The organism is Flavobacterium sp. AC267 (genome assembly GCF_979258715.1).
Genome location: NZ_OZ409875.1, coordinates 4,664,928 through 4,684,958 on the forward strand (window position 1 = coordinate 4,664,928; position 20,031 = coordinate 4,684,958).

At 33.3% G+C, this 20,031-nt stretch carries 14 protein-coding genes, 1 other RNA gene and 3 pseudogenes; 3 read left to right on the forward strand and 15 right to left on the reverse strand.

The features are described 5' to 3' along the window. Nucleotides 1–154: 154 nt before the first annotated feature. The 10 genes and pseudogenes from ACZZ95_RS24750 to ACZZ95_RS24795 all read right to left on the reverse strand — a co-directional run bounded on the left by ACZZ95_RS24750 (nucleotide 155) and on the right by ACZZ95_RS24795 (nucleotide 13,024). Nucleotides 155–1,793: pseudogene (locus ACZZ95_RS24750) on the reverse strand (ABC-F family ATP-binding cassette domain-containing protein). A 308-nt stretch (nucleotides 1,794–2,101) separates the two neighbouring features. Beyond that, nucleotides 2,102–2,872, reverse strand: a complete 771-nt coding sequence (locus ACZZ95_RS24755; RefSeq protein ID WP_463471122.1) for a TlpA family protein disulfide reductase — start codon at nucleotides 2,870–2,872, stop codon at nucleotides 2,102–2,104. A 155-nt stretch (nucleotides 2,873–3,027) separates the two neighbouring features. Then, nucleotides 3,028–3,234: a hypothetical protein gene (locus ACZZ95_RS24760; protein WP_463471123.1), complete on the reverse strand. Its 207-nt coding sequence runs from the start codon at nucleotides 3,232–3,234 to the stop codon at nucleotides 3,028–3,030. Nucleotides 3,235–3,277: 43 nt separating this feature from the next. Beyond that, a complete protein-coding gene (locus ACZZ95_RS24765; RefSeq protein ID WP_463471124.1) occupies nucleotides 3,278–3,727 on the reverse strand; it encodes a DUF3592 domain-containing protein in 450 nt (149 codons plus the stop codon). Nucleotides 3,728–4,137: 410 nt separating this feature from the next. Continuing rightward, nucleotides 4,138–4,446, reverse strand: coding sequence for a hypothetical protein (locus ACZZ95_RS24770; protein WP_463471125.1), 309 nt, complete (start codon nucleotides 4,444–4,446; stop codon nucleotides 4,138–4,140). After that, complete coding sequence (locus ACZZ95_RS24775; RefSeq protein WP_463471126.1) at nucleotides 4,418–6,130, reverse strand: beta-N-acetylhexosaminidase; 1,713 nt, start codon at nucleotides 6,128–6,130, stop codon at nucleotides 4,418–4,420. The genes ACZZ95_RS24770 and ACZZ95_RS24775 overlap by 29 nt, the downstream gene beginning before the upstream one ends. Nucleotides 6,131–6,359: 229 nt before the next feature. Further along, nucleotides 6,360–8,295 (reverse strand): annotated as a pseudogene (gene nagB, locus ACZZ95_RS24780) (glucosamine-6-phosphate deaminase). Nucleotides 8,296–8,404: 109 nt separating this feature from the next. Beyond that, the gene (locus ACZZ95_RS24785; protein ID WP_463471127.1) at nucleotides 8,405–9,973 is read right to left on the reverse strand and encodes a RagB/SusD family nutrient uptake outer membrane protein; all 1,569 of its coding nucleotides are present in this window, start codon (nucleotides 9,971–9,973) and stop codon (nucleotides 8,405–8,407) included. Between the two features lie 10 nt (nucleotides 9,974–9,983). Beyond that, entirely contained in the window at nucleotides 9,984–12,341 is a 2,358-nt protein-coding gene (locus tag ACZZ95_RS24790; RefSeq protein WP_463471128.1) for a TonB-dependent receptor domain-containing protein, read from the reverse strand. Continuing rightward, nucleotides 12,296–13,024, reverse strand: coding sequence for a carboxypeptidase-like regulatory domain-containing protein (locus ACZZ95_RS24795; RefSeq protein ID WP_463471129.1), 729 nt, complete (start codon nucleotides 13,022–13,024; stop codon nucleotides 12,296–12,298). The genes ACZZ95_RS24790 and ACZZ95_RS24795 overlap by 46 nt, the downstream gene beginning before the upstream one ends. A 270-nt stretch (nucleotides 13,025–13,294) precedes the next feature. On the opposite strand from ACZZ95_RS24795, the gene ACZZ95_RS24800 reads away from it, so the two are divergent. The 3 genes and pseudogenes from ACZZ95_RS24800 to ACZZ95_RS24810 all read left to right on the forward strand — a co-directional run bounded on the left by ACZZ95_RS24800 (nucleotide 13,295) and on the right by ACZZ95_RS24810 (nucleotide 16,683). After that, nucleotides 13,295–14,347, forward strand: coding sequence for a sensor histidine kinase (locus tag ACZZ95_RS24800; RefSeq protein ID WP_463471130.1), 1,053 nt, complete (start codon nucleotides 13,295–13,297; stop codon nucleotides 14,345–14,347). Further along, on the forward strand, nucleotides 14,337–15,038 hold the full coding sequence (locus ACZZ95_RS24805; RefSeq protein ID WP_463471131.1) for a LytR/AlgR family response regulator transcription factor: 702 nt from the start codon (nucleotides 14,337–14,339) through the stop codon (nucleotides 15,036–15,038). The genes ACZZ95_RS24800 and ACZZ95_RS24805 overlap by 11 nt, the downstream gene beginning before the upstream one ends. Before the next feature lie 174 nt (nucleotides 15,039–15,212). After that, nucleotides 15,213–16,683: pseudogene (locus tag ACZZ95_RS24810) on the forward strand (MFS transporter). 468 nt (nucleotides 16,684–17,151) lie between these two features. On the opposite strand, the gene ACZZ95_RS24815 reads toward ACZZ95_RS24810, so the two are convergent. The 5 genes from ACZZ95_RS24815 to ffs form a co-directional block, all read right to left on the reverse strand. Continuing rightward, complete coding sequence (locus tag ACZZ95_RS24815) at nucleotides 17,152–17,646, reverse strand: hypothetical protein (RefSeq protein ID WP_463471132.1); 495 nt, start codon at nucleotides 17,644–17,646, stop codon at nucleotides 17,152–17,154. Between the two features lie 91 nt (nucleotides 17,647–17,737). Continuing rightward, the gene (gene fsa / locus ACZZ95_RS24820) at nucleotides 17,738–18,439 is read right to left on the reverse strand and encodes a fructose-6-phosphate aldolase (protein WP_463471133.1); all 702 of its coding nucleotides are present in this window, start codon (nucleotides 18,437–18,439) and stop codon (nucleotides 17,738–17,740) included. 261 nt (nucleotides 18,440–18,700) lie between these two features. Next, the gene (locus ACZZ95_RS24825) at nucleotides 18,701–18,907 is read right to left on the reverse strand and encodes a hypothetical protein (RefSeq protein ID WP_095954364.1); all 207 of its coding nucleotides are present in this window, start codon (nucleotides 18,905–18,907) and stop codon (nucleotides 18,701–18,703) included. 4 nt (nucleotides 18,908–18,911) lie between these two features. Continuing rightward, entirely contained in the window at nucleotides 18,912–19,715 is an 804-nt protein-coding gene (locus ACZZ95_RS24830; RefSeq protein WP_463471134.1) for an SDR family oxidoreductase, read from the reverse strand. Between the two features lie 173 nt (nucleotides 19,716–19,888). Further along, nucleotides 19,889–19,986: signal recognition particle sRNA small type (gene ffs, locus ACZZ95_RS24835), an RNA gene on the reverse strand. Nucleotides 19,987–20,031 lie beyond the last annotated feature (45 nt).

Below are 20,031 nucleotides of genomic sequence, written 5' to 3' on the forward strand. Positions count from 1 at the left end.
AAAAAATTAAAAAATCCCAAACTCCAAGTTTAATCTGGAATTTGGGATTTTTTTTATGGATCTGGAACTTTGTCAAAGTTGTAAACTTTGACAAAGTTGTAAAGTCAAATATTGTAAATTGGAATTTGGAATTTCAATTATTGGAATTTACAATTTATTGGAATTTAAAAATTAAAGATTGTACATTTTTTTTTCTTTGTTCCTGAATCTTTTCATCATCAAGATATTCGTCAAATGTCATGTAACGGTCGATTACTCCATTTGGTGTTAATTCTACGATTCTGTTACCGACAGTCTGTGCAAACTCGTGGTCGTGCGTTGTAAAAATTATAGAACCTTTAAAGTTTTTTAATGAGTTGTTGAAAGCTGTAATAGATTCCAAATCTAAGTGATTTGTTGGTTCGTCCAGCATTAAAACGTTAGCACGTTCCATCATCATTCTAGAAAGCATACAACGCACTTTTTCTCCTCCAGATAAAACTCTAGACGTTTTTAAAGCTTCTTCTCCAGAGAAAATCATTTTTCCTAAGAAACCTCTAATAAATACCTCATCACGCTCTTCCTCTGTTTTAGCATATTGGCGTAACCAGTCTACTAACGTCAAATCATTTTCGAAGAAATCGTGGTTTTCAGCTGGCAAATACGCTTGATTGGTTGTAATTCCCCAGTCGAATGTTCCAGCATCTGCTTTTTGTTCACCGTTTAAGATTTCGTAGAAAGCAGTTGTTGCACGTGAATCTTTAGAGAAAAGAACGATTTTATCGCCTTTTGCCATATTCAAATGAACATCTTTAAAAAGAACTTCTCCATCTACAGACGCAGATAAATGCTCCACATTTAAAATCTGGTCTCCAGCTTCACGATCCTGATCAAAAATAATCGCAGGATAGCGACGGCTTGATGGTTTAATTTCTGAAATATTTAATTTCGAAATCATTTTTTTACGAGAAGTTGCTTGCTTCGATTTCGCCACGTTTGCACTAAAACGACGAATAAATTCTTCCAATTCTTGTTTCTTCTCTTCTGCTTTTTTGTTTTGCTGTGCACGTTGTTTTGCCGCTAATTGGCTAGACTCGTACCAGAAAGTATAGTTTCCTGAATAGTGATTGATTTTTCCGAAATCAATATCAGAAATATGTGTACAAACCGCATCTAAAAAGTGACGGTCGTGAGATACAACAATTACAGTATTTTCGTAGTTTGCCAAGAAGTTTTCTAACCAAGCGATTGTCTCAAAATCCAAATCGTTGGTAGGCTCATCCATGATTAATACGTCTGGGTTTCCAAAAAGAGCCTGCGCCAAAAGCACACGAACTTTCATTTTTCCTTCCATATCGCTCATCAATGTATAATGATGCTCTTCGTTAATTCCTAAGTTAGATAACATTGATGCTCGCATCAGAGTCAGCGTTCCATCCGTTCATTTCTTCAAATTGAACCTGAAGCTCGCCTATTCTGTCTGCATTCGCATCATTATAATCTAAATAAAGTTCATCCATTTCTTTTTTAACAGCATACAGAACTTTATTTCCCATTAAAACGGTTTCCAAAACAGTATGCTCGTCGAACATGTTGTGATTTTGGTTTAAAACCGACATACGTTTTCCCGGTTCTAAATGAATGTGCCCAGAAGTTGGGTCCATATCACCTGAAATGATTTTTAGAAATGTTGATTTTCCAGCACCATTGGCTCCAATAACGCCGTAAATATTTCCGTGAGTGAATGTGGTATTTACTTCGTCAAACAAAATTCGTTTGCCAAATTGAACTGATAAATTATTGACTGTTAACATGAATGTCTTTTTAATTAATTTGGTGCAAAAGTACGGAAAAAGGTTCTAAGTTGCAAAGGTACTAAGGTTCTAAGTTTTTATGCTGTAAAGAAAATTTCACGCAAAGACGCAAAGGCGCAGAGAAAAGAAACTTTATGCAAAAAAAATTTACCATATAAGTGATATAAGTTCATTTAAACTTAATAACTTAAAAACACAGTAAAAAAAACCTTGCGACTTGGCGTCTTTGCGAGATTAATTCAACAGTTCTATAAGTTCATATAAGTAAACTTATAATTTCCTATATTACTTATATGGTTTAAAAAAAATTACAATTTGCTTTCTTTTGCCAGCGTCGCTTCTAAACTTTCAAAATTAGGAAGCACTTTAGAAATAATCCCGTCTTTATTCAAAATAAAATGGGTTGGAAATGAATTCAACTGCAAAGCTTCGTTCATATAAATTTTCATATCTGGAATTACAGCATACGACAGTGGTTTTCTAGCCAAAAATGTTTTTAATTCTTCTGGTAAATCTTCTGCCAGACTTATAAAAACAATATCTTTTCGGTCTTTGTATTCTTCAGTTAATTTATTTACCTGCGGAAATTCTTTTATACAAGGCGTACAATGAATGTACCAGCATTTAATAACGATAATTTTTCCTTTCATGGATTCGTTTGAAACCAAATTTCCTTCTAAATCCTTAAATGAAAATTCAGGAAAAACGGATCCTTCCATTTTGTAGTTTTTATAAGCATCAAAACCTATTTGATTAATGGTTGCTTTTATACTGGTATCTGTTTTGGGCTGGATTTTGAATAACTTATAATAGTATACGGAGTTCTCCGATTTTAGCCGAACTGGAATAAAATTTTCATTTGCTAACGCATTCAAAAAAGCTTCTTTTGAAATTTCTTTTGAAGTCAAATCAAGAGCAATAAAATCCCTTGAAAGCATTATATTTTTGTTTTGATAAACCGACCACTCAGTAAAGTTTTTCTGAATTTGAATTGGATCAACTTCTGGTTTTCCAAATTTAGATTGACTAAAAATTGATGTGGATAATAGAAGTAAAATTATGCTGATTGCTTTTTGCATGGATTCTTAAAAAATAATTTTATTTCAAAAGTACTTAAAATTAATTTTACCTCTAATTAGTTTTAAACCACGAGACTTATTTCTGATCTGATCTTTATTCTAAAAAAAGAGAAATCACATTTTTAACTATTGTGATTTCTCTTTGTAATATTATTTTAATTTTTAAGAGTTGGCAAAAATGAAGTATCCATAGTATAGTTCTTAGGATTTTCCGGATTTATAAATACTTTTAATGTTTCTGTTTTCACAAAATCAGTCGGGTCAAACCAGATATTTTCACTTTTAAAAACATATAATTCGTTAGTTTGTGGATCCTGCCATTGGCTGTAAATCTGAAAAGGATTTCTACCGTTAGCACTCAAACTGGAATTTAGCTGTACATGAGTAAATTTTGTTGAAATTGGCTTACCGTCGCCACGCAAATTTGTCAGCCTTTTTCTTTTTCAAATAGTCAAAGAAAATACCTAATGAACCAATTAAAAAGAACACAATTCCTATTCCTCCCAGAACTAGCGAACCAATCCAAAGTGAACTAAAACTATTAATATTTGCGTCTTTTGGATCTGCTGGATCATATAAAATTTGTACAGTTTCATTCACGCTATAACTTGGTGGATTACTGCTAATTGAAGAACCAAATGTGATTTCTTGTCCTGATTTTGTTTTAAAAGAAACAATTGGACTGTATGTTGTAGAATTGTCAGATCTTTTTGCCACCATTTCTATAACAGTTCCCTGAGCACTTTCTGCTTTTTCTACAAAAGCCTTTTTATTTTGATAAAGAAAAAAAGCACCGGTCAATAAAGCGACGCCAATAATAAGAAATACATATTTAATAATAGAAAATATTCTCATGGTTTTTGGTTTGATTTTATGTGATAAAAATAGCGTTAAAATTTATTTAAACAATTATTTTTTCTTTAAAAATAAAAAAACCTGACAACGAATTGTCAGGTTCTATAAATGTCCTTATTCAGGTAAAAACCAAATAACAAATTACCTAAACTCGATACATTGTTTTGAAATAAAATTTAGATTAAAAAATAAATAACCAAACTCAATTTTAACCCACCAAAAATTTTACCTCACTTAATTTTCATGAACTTTGTTATTAACTCTTGAAAATATATCTGATTCTAGTCATTTGATCTGACCAGAAAAATTTCTTTTTTTGTAAATATCTCTACCAGAATGGATTCTGGCAGAGATAAATAATTTTAAATTAATAAAGGCAATAATTTACTAAACACTAATTCAAACTAATTTTACAATAATTTTTTCAAGCTTGTATAAACAGCTAGTTCAACATCTGCATGATCTTTTGTATTACAATCTTCGACTAACTTTTTCAAATTATCCGATTTCAAAGTCGATTTATTATCCAGAACTAATAATAGTTCTTGCGAAGCGTCGCTTAATTTTTTAGACAAGGGCAATAATGGTCGCACTAATGGCGAATTGGCACTTAAGTCGGTTAAGCCTTTATGTACGGCAATCCATTTATTGAAAAATGCTGTTACTTTAGCTTTATTCTCTGCCGATTTATTAGACAGATATTGTGTAACTGCTCGCATCAAATGCTAAAGCATCTTTGGCATCTGGACCACAGGCATCTGCAAACAATGTAAATGGAGAATACATTTGGTATTCTGTTCCGCCCTTGTTACGTGTATATCCTTTTAATGGTTCACTTACAAACGAGAACTCTTCAAGCGCTTTAATATCCTGATTATTTGCAATATTTCGTAAAATCACATCTTTATTACGAATATGAGTAATACCCAGTTCTTCTAATCTAAAGGAAACAGACTCTAAACGTTTACGCATGTTCTCTACATCTACAATATCTTCTGCAGACCACAGTCTTTCTGCAATTGCGACTGTTCTAGGCCAAAGTCTGGAATCTATCGTTGTTGATGTTACTAGTTCTGTCCACATTGTAGCTTCACCGCCTAGAATTCTAGCTTTTTCTTCTGCAGTTAAATTTGCTCCTTTTGGCATTGGGTCATTTAAATAATGACTTGCAATTGGATACATCAAATCGAGATAATAGCCATTTGACAAAACTGTTTTATACCCTTTTTTTACCGCATCTACTAAAGATTGTCCTGTCGCCATTCCTTCATTTGGACCTCTCCAAGAATGTACTATAGCTTCTTTAGACAAATCTTTGGTTAAGATTTCTTCCCATCCCATTAATTGTTTTCCGTGTTTCTTTAACATCGGTGCCAATTGCATGGTAAAGTAAGTTTGTAATTCGTGATTGGTTTTTAAATCATGTTTCTTTTTAAACTCCTGAATCTTAGGGTTTTCATCCCAGTCTTTTCCTTCGTTTTCATCTCCTCCAATATGGAAATAAGCACCTGGAAATAATGGACAAACCTCATCAAAAACACCGCTTAATATTTGATATGTTTTAGGATTTGAAGGATCTAATGTAGGCGAAAAAATACCTGCATTTCTTTCAATTCCATAGGTAGCGATTGCTGTACCTTGAATATTTTTTTCGGATGTCCCGCCAGTCAAAGTAATCACCTTACTTCCTATTTCTGGATAAGCAGTCAAAATTGCTGATCCGTGACCTGGAACATCTATTTCTGGAACTATCAAAATACCGCGCTCATCTGCGTATTTTACGATATTTTTAATTTCCTCTTGTGTGTAATAAAGTCCATCTGAAGCTAATTCGATAAACTTTTTATATTTTTTCATTTCAATTCTCCAGCCTTGATCATCTACCAAGTGCCAGTGAAAAACATTCATTTTCATTGCCGCCAATGCGTCGATATTTCTTTTGATAACATCAACCGGCTGAAAATGTCTTGAAGCATCAATCATTAAACCTCTCCAAGTAAATCTTGGGAAATCTGAGATTTTTGAAGCTGGAAAGTAAAAAGAGCTTGAATTATTTTGAAGCATTTGCAACAATGTCTCTAAACCGTGCAATGCGCCTAAATCACTTGAAGCGTTTAAAGTAATTTTATTTGAAGTAATATCTAAGTGGTAACTTTCATCTTCGTATAAACCGATTTTTCCACTTTTTGTACAATTGATCTGCAATTCGGCATTTGGAACTTCATTTAATTTGGCAATGTAACCTTGCTCGAAAAACATCCCTGTTCTACCATCTAAACGGCGCAAAAAACGAGTTACTCCACCAAAAATTCGCGGATTTGGATTTCCTGTAATGTTAACTTTAAAATTTTTAGTTAAATTAAAATTTCCTTCATTAATAACAACATTTTGAGGCCAAGGCATAAGGTTGAGTCGCTTCTTTTTGAATTTGAGCACCTGCAGATATACCTGCAAATAATAGTACAAATAGATATTTCATTTTTCTTTTTTTTGGTTTGGATAGTTTTTGTAAGTATCCTAAAATTATATAAAAAAATGACAAAATTCAGAATGCGTCCTGCATTACCTCACATTTCTCAGTAAACATCTGAATTTTGTCATTTGATTCGTTCAAAACCGAATCTTCAATTCATTAGTAATCAAAACGTTTAAAGGCTTCTATTGCTTCATATTCAGCCAAACCTAATTCATCGTATAAGATGGCTGTGTTTTTGTTTCGATCTTCTGCTCTAACCCAGAATTCTCTCGAATCATTTCCCTGAAACATAACCCTGTCTTTTTGAGACTGATGATATAAAATCGCATGTCGCTTTAATAAAACTTCTGACGGACTTAGCGGAACAGCCATATCAATTTCATGAATATCCCATTCGTGCCAAGCTCCTCTGTAAAGCCATAACCAGCAGTCTTGCATATATGGTTCTGGTTTTAGTTCTTTTAAAGCAGACAAATATGGCATTCAAGCATACTTCATGAGTTCCATGCGGATCTGCAAGGTCTCCGGCGACAAATACTTGATGCGGTTTTATTTTTGCGATAATATCTTTTACAATAGCAATATCTTCTGTACCTAACGGATTTTTTTTTACTTGTCCAGTTTCATAAAAAGGAAGATCTAAAAAGTGTGTATTCTCATCCTTCAGCCCAATATAGCGTGTTGCCGCATAAGATTCTCTTCTTCGAATAAGTCCTTTTAATTTTCTAACTTCCAAAGAATCAATTTGATTTTCTGATTTATTGTTTAGAAATTCAATTACTTCTTTAAAATTAATATCAGAATGACCTTTAAGAAAATCACTGGCAACTTCAGCAAACTTTAATGCTTCATCATCTGTAACCGCAATATTTCCAGAAGTCTGATAAACTACATGAACATCGTGACCTTGTTTGATTAACTTCGAAAATGTTCCTCCCATAGAAATCACATCATCGTCTGGATGCGGGCTAAAAAGAATAATTCTCTTTTTTGCTGGATTAGCTCTTTCAGGACGATGCGAATCATCTGTGTTTGGTTTTCCTCCCGGCCAGCCTGTAATAGTGTGCTGTAAGACATTAAACATATTAATGTTCATATCGTAAGCAGAACCTTCCTGAGCCAAAAGATCAGACATTCCGTTATTATTATAATCACGATCTGTCAATTTCAGAATAGATTGTTTCGTTTTCTGACACAGCCAAACAATAGCTTTGCTTTTTAATTCAGTTGTCCAAAGACATTCCCCAACTAACCAAGGTGTTTTAAAACGGGTTAATTCTGAAGCCGCAGACTGATCTAAAACGAAAGTAGCATTAGGATGATTCTGTAAAAATGTTGCTGGAACTTCTGAGCTGATATCGCCCTGAATAGTTCTTTTGATGATATCCGCTTTATTTTGTCCCCATGCCATCAAAACAATACGTTTCGATCTCATGATGGTTGAAACTCCCATTGTAATAGCACGTTTCGGCACATTATCAATACCATTAAAGGCAGATGAAGCATCGACTCTTGTGATATGATCCAATGTAATAATTCGGGTTCCCGAATTAATATGCGAACCTGGCTCATTAAAACCAACGTGTCCTGTACGTCCAATTCCTAACAATTGAAAATCAAGGCCTCCTGCGTTTTTAATATTCATTTCGTAATCGATACAATATTGATTGATTTCCTCAATTGCAACTGTACCGTCAGGAATATTAATGTTTTCAGGTTTGATATCAATATGATTAAAAAGATGCTGATGCATGAAATAATGATAGCTCTGATTGTTCTCTTTAGTCATTGGATAATATTCATCCAGATTAAAAGTGATTACATTGCTAAAACTTAGTCCTTCTTCTCTGTGCATTCTCACCAGCTCTTCATAAACTTTAATAGGAGAAGAACCCGTAGCCAGACCTAAAACGCAAGATTTATTTTTCTCCTGCTTAGATCTAATTAACTGCGCAATTTCCTGTGCCACAATTGTAGAAGCTTCTATAGAACTTTTGAAGATTTCGTTATGAATTTTCTCATAACGAGTTTCTTCAAATTTTCCAGCGCTTTTGTAACTGATATCAGGTTTTATTTCTAAAGCACCTTTCATTTCTTTTCTTTTTTGTAGTAATTATCATTTTGGTTTTAAGAAATAGTATAGACAGCTTTCACTATCTATACTATTCACTACTAACCAAACTCAATATCCTTGTTTCTTTTTAGAAGTTTGCTTTATCAACATCCCACCAAAGTCTTGTTGCTCCGTTATCTGGACCGCCAAGTACAGCTACACCAGATTCAACTCCTTTAGGGTTGTTTGTAGTTTCAGACTGGGCAAAAGGCAATCTTCTTACACCTAACTCAGTACTGATAATTCCGCCGCTTTTGTTGTTAGTGATTCTAAATAATTTTGGATAACCTGTTCTTCTATATTCAGACCAAGCTTCTTGCCCATCAGGATATGTGGCAATCCATTTTTGAGTGATAATTTTTTCTAAATTGATTTCATTCGTCGCGCCCCAAGCTACAGTTACTTTAGAAACTGCTGGTGCATTATTTACAGCATTGATTGGATCAACATAATCTTTTGCAACTTTTACATTATCTGCAATATAAGCAACTGCACCGTCAGCACCATTTTGGTCAAAAGATGCTTTAATACCAGCTTCATATAAATCTTTAGCCGCACCATCCATATTCCATCCTCTTAAAGCACCTTCAGCTCTTAAGAAATAAACTTCGGCTGTAGACATCCAAGTAACTTCTCCAGTTTTTGTTCTGTCTCCAGTTCTTGAAAAATTAGCATAAGTCGAAGGCGTTGGATAAACAATTCCTGTTCTAACTCCTCTGTATTCTCCTGGAACCTGAGTTGAAGATTCCCAATATTTCGCTAGTCGAGGATCATCATATCCTACTAAAATAGACTCCATATCAGCTCCCATTGATAAACCTACCCAAACATGGCTCATTACATCTATAACATTTAAATCTAATGGAGATTTAATTTTGATTAAATCATTATTAATTTTGAAAACTCCTATAGAATGACTTACCGCTTTTTCTGCTTCTGTTTTAGCTAAAGCAGGATCCACTTTAGAGATACGCATTGCTAATCTCAAACGTAGTGAGTTTGCATATTTAACCCATTGCGTATAGTTCCCAGCATAATTTGACTGATCTGTTTCTGTAAATTTAGAAAGTTCACCACTAGCTACTCTTGCCGTCAAGTCTGTAACAGCAAAATCTAAATCTTTAAACATCTGTGTATAAATTTGCTGCTGAGAATCGTAAGTTGCTAAACCTTCTCCTCCAAATTTAGAATATACTGCAGGTCCATACATATCTGTAATACGTCGCATAGTTGCCACTTTTATAATAAGTGACCATGCATAAAACTCATCGTATTTTCCTTTTGCTCTTTGTTCTACTTTATATAAGTTGGCGATGATATTTACATAAGCATCATCCCAAGCATAAGTATTCCAAGCTGGATTTAGATTGTAACTGTGGTTGTTAATACCCCCAAACTCATTCGGAGAAGTCATATATCCAGACCAGCCGTCTGCTTGCAAACTCTGTTGCGACTGATACTGCCAAGTAACATCTGAAATATAAAGTCTCGTAAAGGCAGGCTTAATTAAACCTTTTATATTATTAAAATTTTGCTCTAAATCCGGTGTAGTAGCTCCTACAGGATTTTGATTCATCTCGTCAAAATTATCTGTACAACTAATAGCTGTCAGAAGCGAGAAGCATATCGCTGTTCTTTTTATTATATTTAATGTCATGATAGTAAGATTAGAATGTTAAGTTTAAATTAAGACCGATACTTCTTGTTGACGGCATTCCGAATACATCAACACCTTGTAAACCTTCACCTGTACTTAGTGCCACATTTGGATCAAATGGAGCATCTTTATAAATAAAGAATAAATTTCTAGCAATTAAAGAGATTGACGCAGTTTGAACAAATGGCAATGTTGCTTTATTGAATGTATATCCAATAGATATCTCTCTAACACTAACGTTTGTAGCATCATAGATGTATTGACTGCTGACACCGTTTCTTCCTGCTGTATTACTGTAATATTCGTAAGGATCCATTGAAGTAACTGCAGTCCCGTCGCTGGCTTTAACACCATTGATATTAACTACACCAGCATTTCTAGCATCACCTGTTGCTTTTGAAACACCGTTGAAATCATTGATTGCTTGTGTTAAACTAAGTACTTCGCCTCCAAAACGACCGTCAAGTAAAATATTAGCAGTAAAAGCTCCAATTTTGAATGTATTAGACCAGCCTAACATAAAATCAGGATTTGCATTTCCTATTTCTGTCCAATCTGTTCTTTGTAATGTATTATCATCATTAACTAAGATTCTTCCTTGAGCATCTCTCTTGAAGTCATATCCTTCGATTACACCAAATGGTCTTCCTTCAATTAATGAATATCTGTATGAGTTAGATCCTGGATCTGTAAGAACAATTCTTCCTCCTGTAGATTCTGATGGAATATCATTTACCCTGCTTTTGTTTTGTGAGTAGTTAATTCTTGATTCCCAATTGAATTTTTCACCTCTAATAATATCAGCAAATAAAACAACCTCAAAACCTTTATTTGAAATACTACCTGCATTAATAGCATAGTTAGTATAACCATTAGGGTTTGTAGATTCTGCTGGAACTTGAAGGAATTGATTTTTAGTATCAGAAGAATAGTAAGACACTTCAAAACCTAATCTGTTATTAAACATTCTCCATTCTGTACCAAACTCCCATTCAGATTTTAATTCGTTTTTTAAACTTGTACCTGGTTTTGGTCCAACAGGAGGATTTACAATATTTCCAGCTACAATACCAGATGTAGGACTTGTAATTGTAGAAGCAATATCGTTACCAACTTGAGCAAAGGTTGCACGAACTTTACCATAGCTAATAAATTCAGGCATTGCGACCATTTCGCTAAGAATTGCAGTTGCTCCAACAGATGGATAAAAATACCCTGGAGTATCAGTATTTGCAAGTGTAGAAGACCAATCGTTTCTTCCTGCAAGATCTAAGAATAAATAATCTTTGTAACCTAAAGTTGTCGCTGCAAATACAGATTGAACTTCTCTCTCTGCACCAGTTTGAACATTTCCGTTATTATTTACAAAGTTTCCTAAAGTAAAGATATTATCATAAACAAGACCTCCTCCAATTCCTGAATCAACTGTAAGACCAGTAGCTCTAGAATGATTGATACTTGTTCCTAAAGTTCCATTAAAACTAAAATTGTCATTAATTTTTGTATTAAACAAAGCAATTAAATCAGCATAATTTTGAGTTCCTATAAGATTTGCGTTGATATATCTTCCTGTTGGATGTACTAAAGAACTAGCAGAACTTCCGTACATTCCTTTTTGGAAATTACTTTCGTTTCTGTTATAGCTGTATCTTGAAGTTAAATGAAACCATTCAGCAATTTTATAATCTAAAGCGATAGAACCTGTAAAGAAATTATTTGTATCTACAGATTTTTGTCTGTTGATCTGCCAATAAGGGTTTTCATTGCTTTCGTTTACTGTCGCGAAACCAGGATAGTTTTGTCGCATCATGTTTTTAACAGGATCAAAAACCTCAAACTCTTTCAAATCATTTAGTGTAAAAGCTCTTGGGTGACTGTAAACACCAGCGATTGGGTTAAAATACAAACCGTTAGTTGGTCTGTTGTTAATTGTCTGAGTAACATAATTTGCAGTTACTGCAACGCTTAACTTATCTTTAAAATATTTACTAGTCTGGCGAATTCCAAAGTTATTTTTCTTTAAGTGATTTCCTGGAACAATACCGTTAGAATCTGTATTAGCATAACTTAAAGCTGTCGAAGCACCTTCTGTAGCTTTTGAAAAAGTCATAGAAGTAATTTGAGTATTTCCTACTTCAAAAAAATCTTTAATGTCTTTATCTCCTTCTACTTTTTGTTTTGCACCCCAGCTTCTAGGGTCACCTGCGTTAGAAGTATAGTCCGATTGAAATTCAGGAAGATAAGCAAGACTTTCAAAAGTAGTTACTGAATTTACATTGAAAGATTCTGAACCAGCTTTTACTTTTTTAGAAGATAATAAAATTACTCCATTTGCTCCTTGAGAACCATATAAAACAGAAGTCTGCAAGCACCTTTAAGAACTGTCATTCCTTCGTAATCATCTGGATTTATTAAAGAAACAACATCTCCTCCATCTTTGTTACCACCATTTAAATCTCCAAAAGTTCCATTTGGCTGTCCAGCACCTCCATTGTATAATGGAATACCATCAATTACATATAATGGCTGATTGTTTACGAAAGAAGAATTACCACGAATAACAACTTTTGTTGTTCCACCTGCTCCAGAAGAACTTCTTGTTACCGCAACACCGGCAATTTTACCAGCAACAGTATTAATTAAGTTGGCATCTTTTACACGAGTTAATTCTTCTCCTTTAAGCTCTTGCGCCGCATAAGCCAAAGATTTTCTTGATTTTTTAATACCTAAAGAGGTTACAACAACTTCATTTAAGGCATTTGAAGCACCTTGAACCAATTTTACATTAATAGTTGCAAGATCACCTACAACAATTGTCTGAGTTTCCAGTCCTACATAAGTAAAAACTAAAGTCTGACCTTTTTGAGCTTCGATGGTATACAATCCGTCAAAATCGGTAGTAGCTCCCTTTTGACCTCCTTGCACTGCAACAGATGCACCCGGTAATGGTAAACCATCAGAATCTGTAATCACACCCTTGACACTTTTTACTTGTGCAAGCGAAACCTGCGCCGTAAAAACAATCATAAAGATTAAGAAAATTTTTTTCATGTTTATTTTATTTTGTTAGTTATGAAGTAAAATTATTCTTAAGACATTGTTAAAAAAATAAATTAAACCAACAGCAATAAAATTTAAACGAACGACATAAATCATTCAATAATGCGTTTTACGAAAACGTTCTATTTCAAAAATAAAAGACGAATTTCCTTTTTTTATGAAATTTTATTCAAAAAAATTGCGCCTTTGCCTTTAATTGTTTAAAGTTGCACAATAATTAATGATGTTAAGAAAAACCCAAAATAAGCTAATTACCACCAATTGAAAGAAATACGAAAAGTTAAGTTTGATATAAAACTGCAAAATCACATTTGGTTTTGGGGAGTATACTTTACATTGAACTTTTTAAGATGGGGTGCTTACTTTAATGATTACCCCTACGCGTTCAAATCTAACTTAATTGAATTTTCACTTGTAATTCCTTTAGTATATTTGAATTTATTTGTTTTAGTACCCAAATATGTATTAAAGCAAAAATACATTCAGTATACAGTCTGGCTGTTAATGAGTCTTTTTGGAATCTATTTATTAAAAACGGCACTGACTTATTATATTATTTCAGAAAATATCTGGCCGGAAGCGAATAGAGAATATCATCCTTTCGAAATCAATCATATTGTAGCAGTATGCATAGGTGAATTATACGTTGTTGCAATGGCATCTTCTGTCTACCTTACCTTAACTTGGCTTAAGGAAAGAGAAAGGAATAGATCTTTAAGAGAAAATCAGTTTAAAATCAAATTAAAATATCTCGAAAATCAGATTCAGCCGCATTTCTTTTTCAATACTTTAAATAATTTATATGCGTTATCATTAGAATCGTCAAAGAAAGTTCCAGACGTAATTATTAAGCTTTCTAATTTAATGGAATATGTGCTTTACGATGTAAAAGGAACTAAATTTGTACCATTAATAAAAGAAATCGATTACATTCAAAATTACATTGAAATCGAAAAACTTCGTTTTGAAAATGTCGAAGTAACCGTAAATTTGGAATCGAATATCGAAGATGTTGTAGTACCGCCGCTTATCTTTATTTCATTAGTAGAAAATGCCTTTAAACATGGAGGCGTAAACAATAAAAATTTAAAGATTAAGATCAATTGTAAAGTGACCGACAATAAAACGCTCGATTTTGAAATCTTAAATAATTTTGTAATTTCACAAAGTCATAATCCGAAAAGAGGAATTGGTTTAGTGAACACAAAAAAGAGATTAAAACTCATTTATAAAAACAATTTTAGCCTTAAGCACAAAACCAAACTTAATTTCTACATAATCAGATTACAAATACCTACTCAGAATGAAGATTAAATGCGTGTTAATTGATGATGAGCCATTAGCGATCAAAGTCCTGCAAAATTATTTCACCAATTTTACAGATTTTGAAGTTATAGGAACATTCAATAACTCTTTAGAGGCGCTGGATTTTATCAACAGTACACCTGTCGATGCCGTCTTTCTAGATATCAACATGCCTATGATGACCGGTTTTGAACTTATTAGTCTAATAGAAAACAAAACAAAAGTTATCATTACAACTGCTTTTAGGGAATTTGTCGCCGAAAGTTATGATCTGGATGTTTTAGATTATTTAGTAAAACCTATTCCGCTTCCGAGATTTATTAAATGCATCAATAAAATTACAACCGAATACAATCTCAAAAACAATATTAAAGTTGAAACTACAAAAGGTGATTCTCATATTTTTATTAAGGTAGATAAAAAAATGATGAAAATTAATATTGAGGAAATTTTGTTTGTCGAAGGAATGAAGGAATATATTAAAGTTGTCACACCTGATAAAACCTATATTACACATAAATCTCTTACATCCTTATCTGAAGAACTCCCTGCCGATCGCTTTCTTAGAATCCATAAATCGTATGTAATTGCACTAAACAAGGTAAAATCCATAGAAGGAAACCGTGTTCAGATCCAATCATACAACATTCCGATAGGAAGAAACTACAGTAAAGAGGTAAAAAATAAAATTTTAGAGTAAATATAATTACAAATTACATTTTCTAAAGAGGTTAAAATTAACACTTTGTTGAAAAAAGAGTGCCGTTGGTATAAATTTAACATTATTTATACCTTTTTATTTTTTTTTGATAATCCTAACAAATATATTTACGGTCTTCAAAAAACAATAAAATAAAAAATTAACCTTATTATTATGAGTTCAGAAAATGTGCAAACCAAATGGGGGCAGTTTATCTCGTTGATAATCGTCTTCTTCTTTTGGGGTTTTGTTGGTTCTGCCAATGATATCCTTATCCCAGTTTTCAAAAAAGTATTCACTTTATCGCAAGTACAATCACAATTAGTGGCTTGGGCTTTTTATGCCGCATACTTCGTAGGATCTATTATTTTCTTTTTAGTATCCTTGAAAATGGACGTTTTACAAAAATTCGGATATAAAAAGACCCTTTCAGCTGGTTTACTCCTTTCAGCAGTAGGATCATTTTTATTCATTCCTGCAAGCAACAATGGAAAGTTTCCCTTTCTTTTTAACAGCTTTATTTACTGTAGGTTTAGGATTCTCAATACAACAAATTGTTGCTAATCCGTTAGCTATTAAAATGGGAAGTCCTGCAACCGGAGCACACCGTTTAACATTAGCAGGAGGTATTAACTCTTTTGGAACAACAATTGGAGCTATTCTTTTAGGAATCGCTTTATTCGGAATGGGAGACAACAAAAACACTACACTTTCATTAGAAGATATCAAATTACCTTTCATCATTCTTGGTTTAGCATTTATTGTTGTTGCCATTTTTATGAACTTCTCTAAAATCGAAGATCCTGAAAAAGAAGAAGTTGAAGTAGTTAAAACTGCTCACGAAAAATTCAACATTTTAGATTACCCGCGACTTTATTTAGGAATGTTAGGAATCTTTATTTATGTTGGAACTGAGGTTACAATTATTAGTAATTTGCCAGCTTTATTGCATACTGCCGAATTCGGAAACGTTCTGGAAGATGCCATCGCACCCTTTATTGCCCTTTACTGGGGAAGTTTAATGATTGGCCGTTGGAATGGTGGTGTGAACGTTTTCAACACTTCAAATCTTGTAAACACTGCATTAAAATTCATCGTTCCTGCTTTAGCATTTGGAGTAATTATTGGAGCAAATATCTTTGCCGCACATGATGTTTCTTCATTTTACATTTACCCAATCTGGATCTTATTGTTTATCGCAGTAAGTTTTGTTGGAGGTAAAAATGCTGGAAAAACTTTAATGCTTTTCGGAATTTCAGGGTTATTAATGATGGTTTTAGGTTTAGTTTGGCCAAATCCAGAAATAGCTAAATTCTTCTTTATTTCAGGAGGTTTATTCTTGTCTATTATGTGGCCGTCGATCTTCGATTTAGCTATTGCAGGTTTAGGAAAAAATACAGGAAAAGCGTCTTCTTTCTTAATCATGATGATTCTTGGAGGTGGTGTTATTCCATTAGTTCAAGGAAGTATTTGTGACTTTGACGTTTCTCATCCAGGAGGAATTTTCGGAATTACGTGGACACATTTCTCTTATATCGTGCCTCTTTTAGGGTTTGCGTATTTAGGATTCTACGGCTACTACTGCCCTATTATATTAAAAAAACAAGGTATCAACCACGTTGAAGGTGGTGGCGGAGGTCACTAAAAATTTATAAAAAAATTCAATCCCGAAGACTCGGGATAAATTCCAAATTCCAATTCTTATTAATTGGGATTTGGAACTTTTTACTTTAAAGAAATCCGAGAGGTTTTTTATAAAATTCCAATTTATTAAATTCCAAATTCCAACTTTAAAATGACTGGAATTTGGGTTTTTAATTCAAACAAACCTGACAGGTTTTAAAAACCTGTCAGGTTTACTACATATATTCTTATAAAAATTCCAATTTTTTTTAAACTCCAAATTCCAACTTTACAATGACTGGTATTTGGATTTTTAATTCAAACAAACCTGACAGGTTTTAAAAACCTGTCAGGTTTACTACATCTATTCTATTATTATAAAAATTCCAAATTCCAACTTTATAATAATGGGGATTGATTTTTTTTTCAGAACAACAGTTATCTTTTATAAAAAACCTTAGAATCTTAGAACCTCAGAACCTTAGCCCCTTTACCTAGCACTAATAACATTACTCAAATTCTTTTTAAAAACAGCCTTGTTTTTAGCCGATAAAGAATAAACGACATCTTTATCAGCATGAACAATTACTTTATCTATATCAGCCTTTAAAAGCGCTTCAGGGTCTTTTATTTTCAAAGTACAGGCTCCATCAAAAAAGCCGTCATCCTCAATAATCTTTTTGGACTCTATAACACTTCCGTCACTTAAAACAGCAGAAATAGTCATTTCCTTATTTAATGTTTTCGAATAAAAGCCATCCATAACCAAAAGCGACCTGTAGCTGTTTTTCATCTCCGGACCTTTGAACTCATGTCTCGTAATATTATACCGAAGTCCTTTTGCCAGCGTTTGAAATTTTACAGAACTATCCAATTCATAAGTAGCCACATCTCCAGCCTCATTTACAGAAGTAATAACTTTCGCTTGAGCATTTACTGAAAAACTAACTGCGAAAAAAGACAACATTATCAATACAACTTTCATAATCAACTATTTAAGATTCATATAAAAGTAAAAAAAATCGCCTTTTCTCGTTAGAAAAAAAGGCGATTTTAATTTTATAAGTATCTGAGAATTATTTATTTCCCTTCTCAAAGTCAGCTATAAATTGAGCTAAACCAATGTCTGTTAAAGGATGTTTCAACAATCCGTAAATTGCAGAAAGAGGTCCAGTCATAACATCAGCACCAATTTTAGCGCAGTTCACAATATGCATTGTGTGACGAACAGAAGCGACTAAAATTTGAGTTTCGTAACCGTAGTTATCGTAAACTTCTCTAATTTCTTGAATCAAATTCAATCCGTCAGTAGAAATATCATCTAAACGACCAACAAACGGAGAAACATAAGTAGCACCAGCTTTAGCGACCAAAAGCGCTTGCCCTACAGAGAAAACAAGAGTCACGTTAGTTTTAATTCCTTTATCAGAAAAATATTTTGCGACCATAACACCTTCCTTAGTCATAGGAAGTTTTACAACGATTTGGTCATGTAATTCAGCCAGCTCCTCACCTTCTTTAACCATTCCGTCAAAATCAAGCGCATTAACTTCAGCACTTACATCACCTTCAACAAGATTGCAAATGTCAACATAATGCTTTAAAATATTGTTTTTTCCGGTAATACCTTCTTTCGCCATCAAAGACGGGTTAGTTGTTACACCATCCAAAACACCTAAAGCTTGTGCTTCTTTAATTTGAGCTAAATTAGCTGTGTCAATAAAAATTTCATAATCTATTATATTTAAATTGTGTTGATTAACAAGGCGTGACCACATTTGTAAAAGGTTCACTCAACAAAACATTAATGATCCCCTTTTCAAATCTGGTTGGGCTAACGCTCCGCCGAGGCAGATCAGCTTTTATCCCTCACGCAAATTCAGTCGCAAAATTACGAAATCAATACCAATAACAATTTCAAAAACCAAATCAATTTGTAAATTATACTAAAATTCACAAAATAATTGTAAAGAAGAAATTTAATTCAGTTTTAAAAAAGGCAACATTCTTATTTTCAAAAGCAACTAAAAATTAACCATTTATAAATTTCCTGAAGAGTTTTTTCTATTTAACTCTTTCAATTCATCTCTAATTTCTTGAAGAACTTTTACCGTTTCTTCTTTGTAAATCTCAGAATTATTTATTCTATCACTTACAGCAGAGAATATTCTACGAATTACAAACCAAATAAAAACTATAACTAAAACGCCAAAAATTGTAGGCCATAATTCTGTAATCTTATCCATAATATTATAATTTATAGTGATTCATTAACATTTTTTCGTACATTTTATCTGGAAGAGCGCGTTTTAAAACAATAGAAAACTTCTGCATAAAAGCACCAACTTTGTAGTGTACATTTGGCTTTTTGGTTTGAATAATTTTATAAACCGCTTCTGCCATCTCATTCGGGTTACTTCCTGCATCAACATGATCGTTCATTGTTGCCAAAACATCGCCATAAACCTTTTCGTATGCAGAATCTTTAACAACTGGCGCATGATAACGTCCCGTCGCTATATTTGTTGCAAAATCTCCTGGCGCAACATTTGTAATTTCAACACCAAAAGATTTAACCTCCATTCTCAAAGCCTCAGTAATTAACTCCAAAGCTCCTTTTGATGCCGAATAAACACCTCTATAAGGAAGCCCCATATATCCTGCGATCGAAGTAATATTTATAATAAGTCCCGAATTTTGTTTACGCATTTGTGGCGCTGCGCCTTTCATAACTTCAATTGGTCCAAAGAAGTTAGTTTCAAAATTATTGCGAATTTCTTCCGTCGGAATTTCTTCTAAAGGCCCAGTAATTCCAACTCCTGCATTGTTAATCACAATATCTAATCTGCCAGAAGTTTCAATAATTTTAGAAACAGCAGTTTTAATTGACTCCGAATTTCGAACATCCAAAGCAACTAAAGGAAAAACTGAATTTAAGACTTTCTCAGGATTTCTACTCGTTCCGTATACAACGAAACCTTTTTGATGCAAAAATTCACCAATAGATTTTCCAATCCCTGATGATCCTCCAGTAATTAAAACGACTTTATTCATTTTGTTGAGTTATGAGTTTTGGGTTATAGTTATAAGTTTTTGGAATCGGCTTTAATCTGAGTGACAATACACAGCATTTAATTTCTAACCAATAACATCTAACTTTAGATAGGTCCAAAAATAAAAAAATCCTCCTGAAAAGGAAGATTACAAATTAAATTTATTCTAAAAAAAAGTGGCAAGCGACCTACATCGCACCGCTCAACCGCGTACCCTTGCTATGTTCCCATCCTGGGGGAGTCTGCAGGAGCTGGTCGTGTAGGACTTGCCGGTGCAAATATACAATCTTTTTATATTTTTGCAAGAGCTTTGCTCG

What these genes read in the sequence shown, in the direction of transcription:
- ACZZ95_RS24765 (WP_463471124.1), bottom strand. Translation starts at nt 3,727, where the DNA reads ATGAGAATATTTTCTATTATTAAATATGTATTTCTTATTATTGGCGTC.
- ACZZ95_RS24805 (WP_463471131.1), top strand. Translation starts at nt 14,337, where the DNA reads ATGAAGATTAAATGCGTGTTAATTGATGATGAGCCATTAGCGATCAAA.
- ACZZ95_RS24775 (WP_463471126.1), bottom strand. Translation starts at nt 6,130, where the DNA reads ATGCCTTGGCCTCAAAATGTTGTTATTAATGAAGGAAATTTTAATTTA.
- ACZZ95_RS24815 (WP_463471132.1), bottom strand. Translation starts at nt 17,646, where the DNA reads ATGAAAGTTGTATTGATAATGTTGTCTTTTTTCGCAGTTAGTTTTTCA.
- ACZZ95_RS24755 (WP_463471122.1), bottom strand. Translation starts at nt 2,872, where the DNA reads ATGCAAAAAGCAATCAGCATAATTTTACTTCTATTATCCACATCAATT.
- fsa (WP_463471133.1), bottom strand. Translation starts at nt 18,439, where the DNA reads ATGTGGTCACGCCTTGTTAATCAACACAATTTAAATATAATAGATTAT.
- ACZZ95_RS24795 (WP_463471129.1), bottom strand. Translation starts at nt 13,024, where the DNA reads ATGAAAAAAATTTTCTTAATCTTTATGATTGTTTTTACGGCGCAGGTT.
- ACZZ95_RS24785 (WP_463471127.1), bottom strand. Translation starts at nt 9,973, where the DNA reads ATGACATTAAATATAATAAAAAGAACAGCGATATGCTTCTCGCTTCTG.
- ACZZ95_RS24830 (WP_463471134.1), bottom strand. Translation starts at nt 19,715, where the DNA reads ATGAATAAAGTCGTTTTAATTACTGGAGGATCATCAGGGATTGGAAAA.
- ACZZ95_RS24825 (WP_095954364.1), bottom strand. Translation starts at nt 18,907, where the DNA reads ATGGATAAGATTACAGAATTATGGCCTACAATTTTTGGCGTTTTAGTT.
- ACZZ95_RS24770 (WP_463471125.1), bottom strand. Translation starts at nt 4,446, where the DNA reads ATGCGAGCAGTTACACAATATCTGTCTAATAAATCGGCAGAGAATAAA.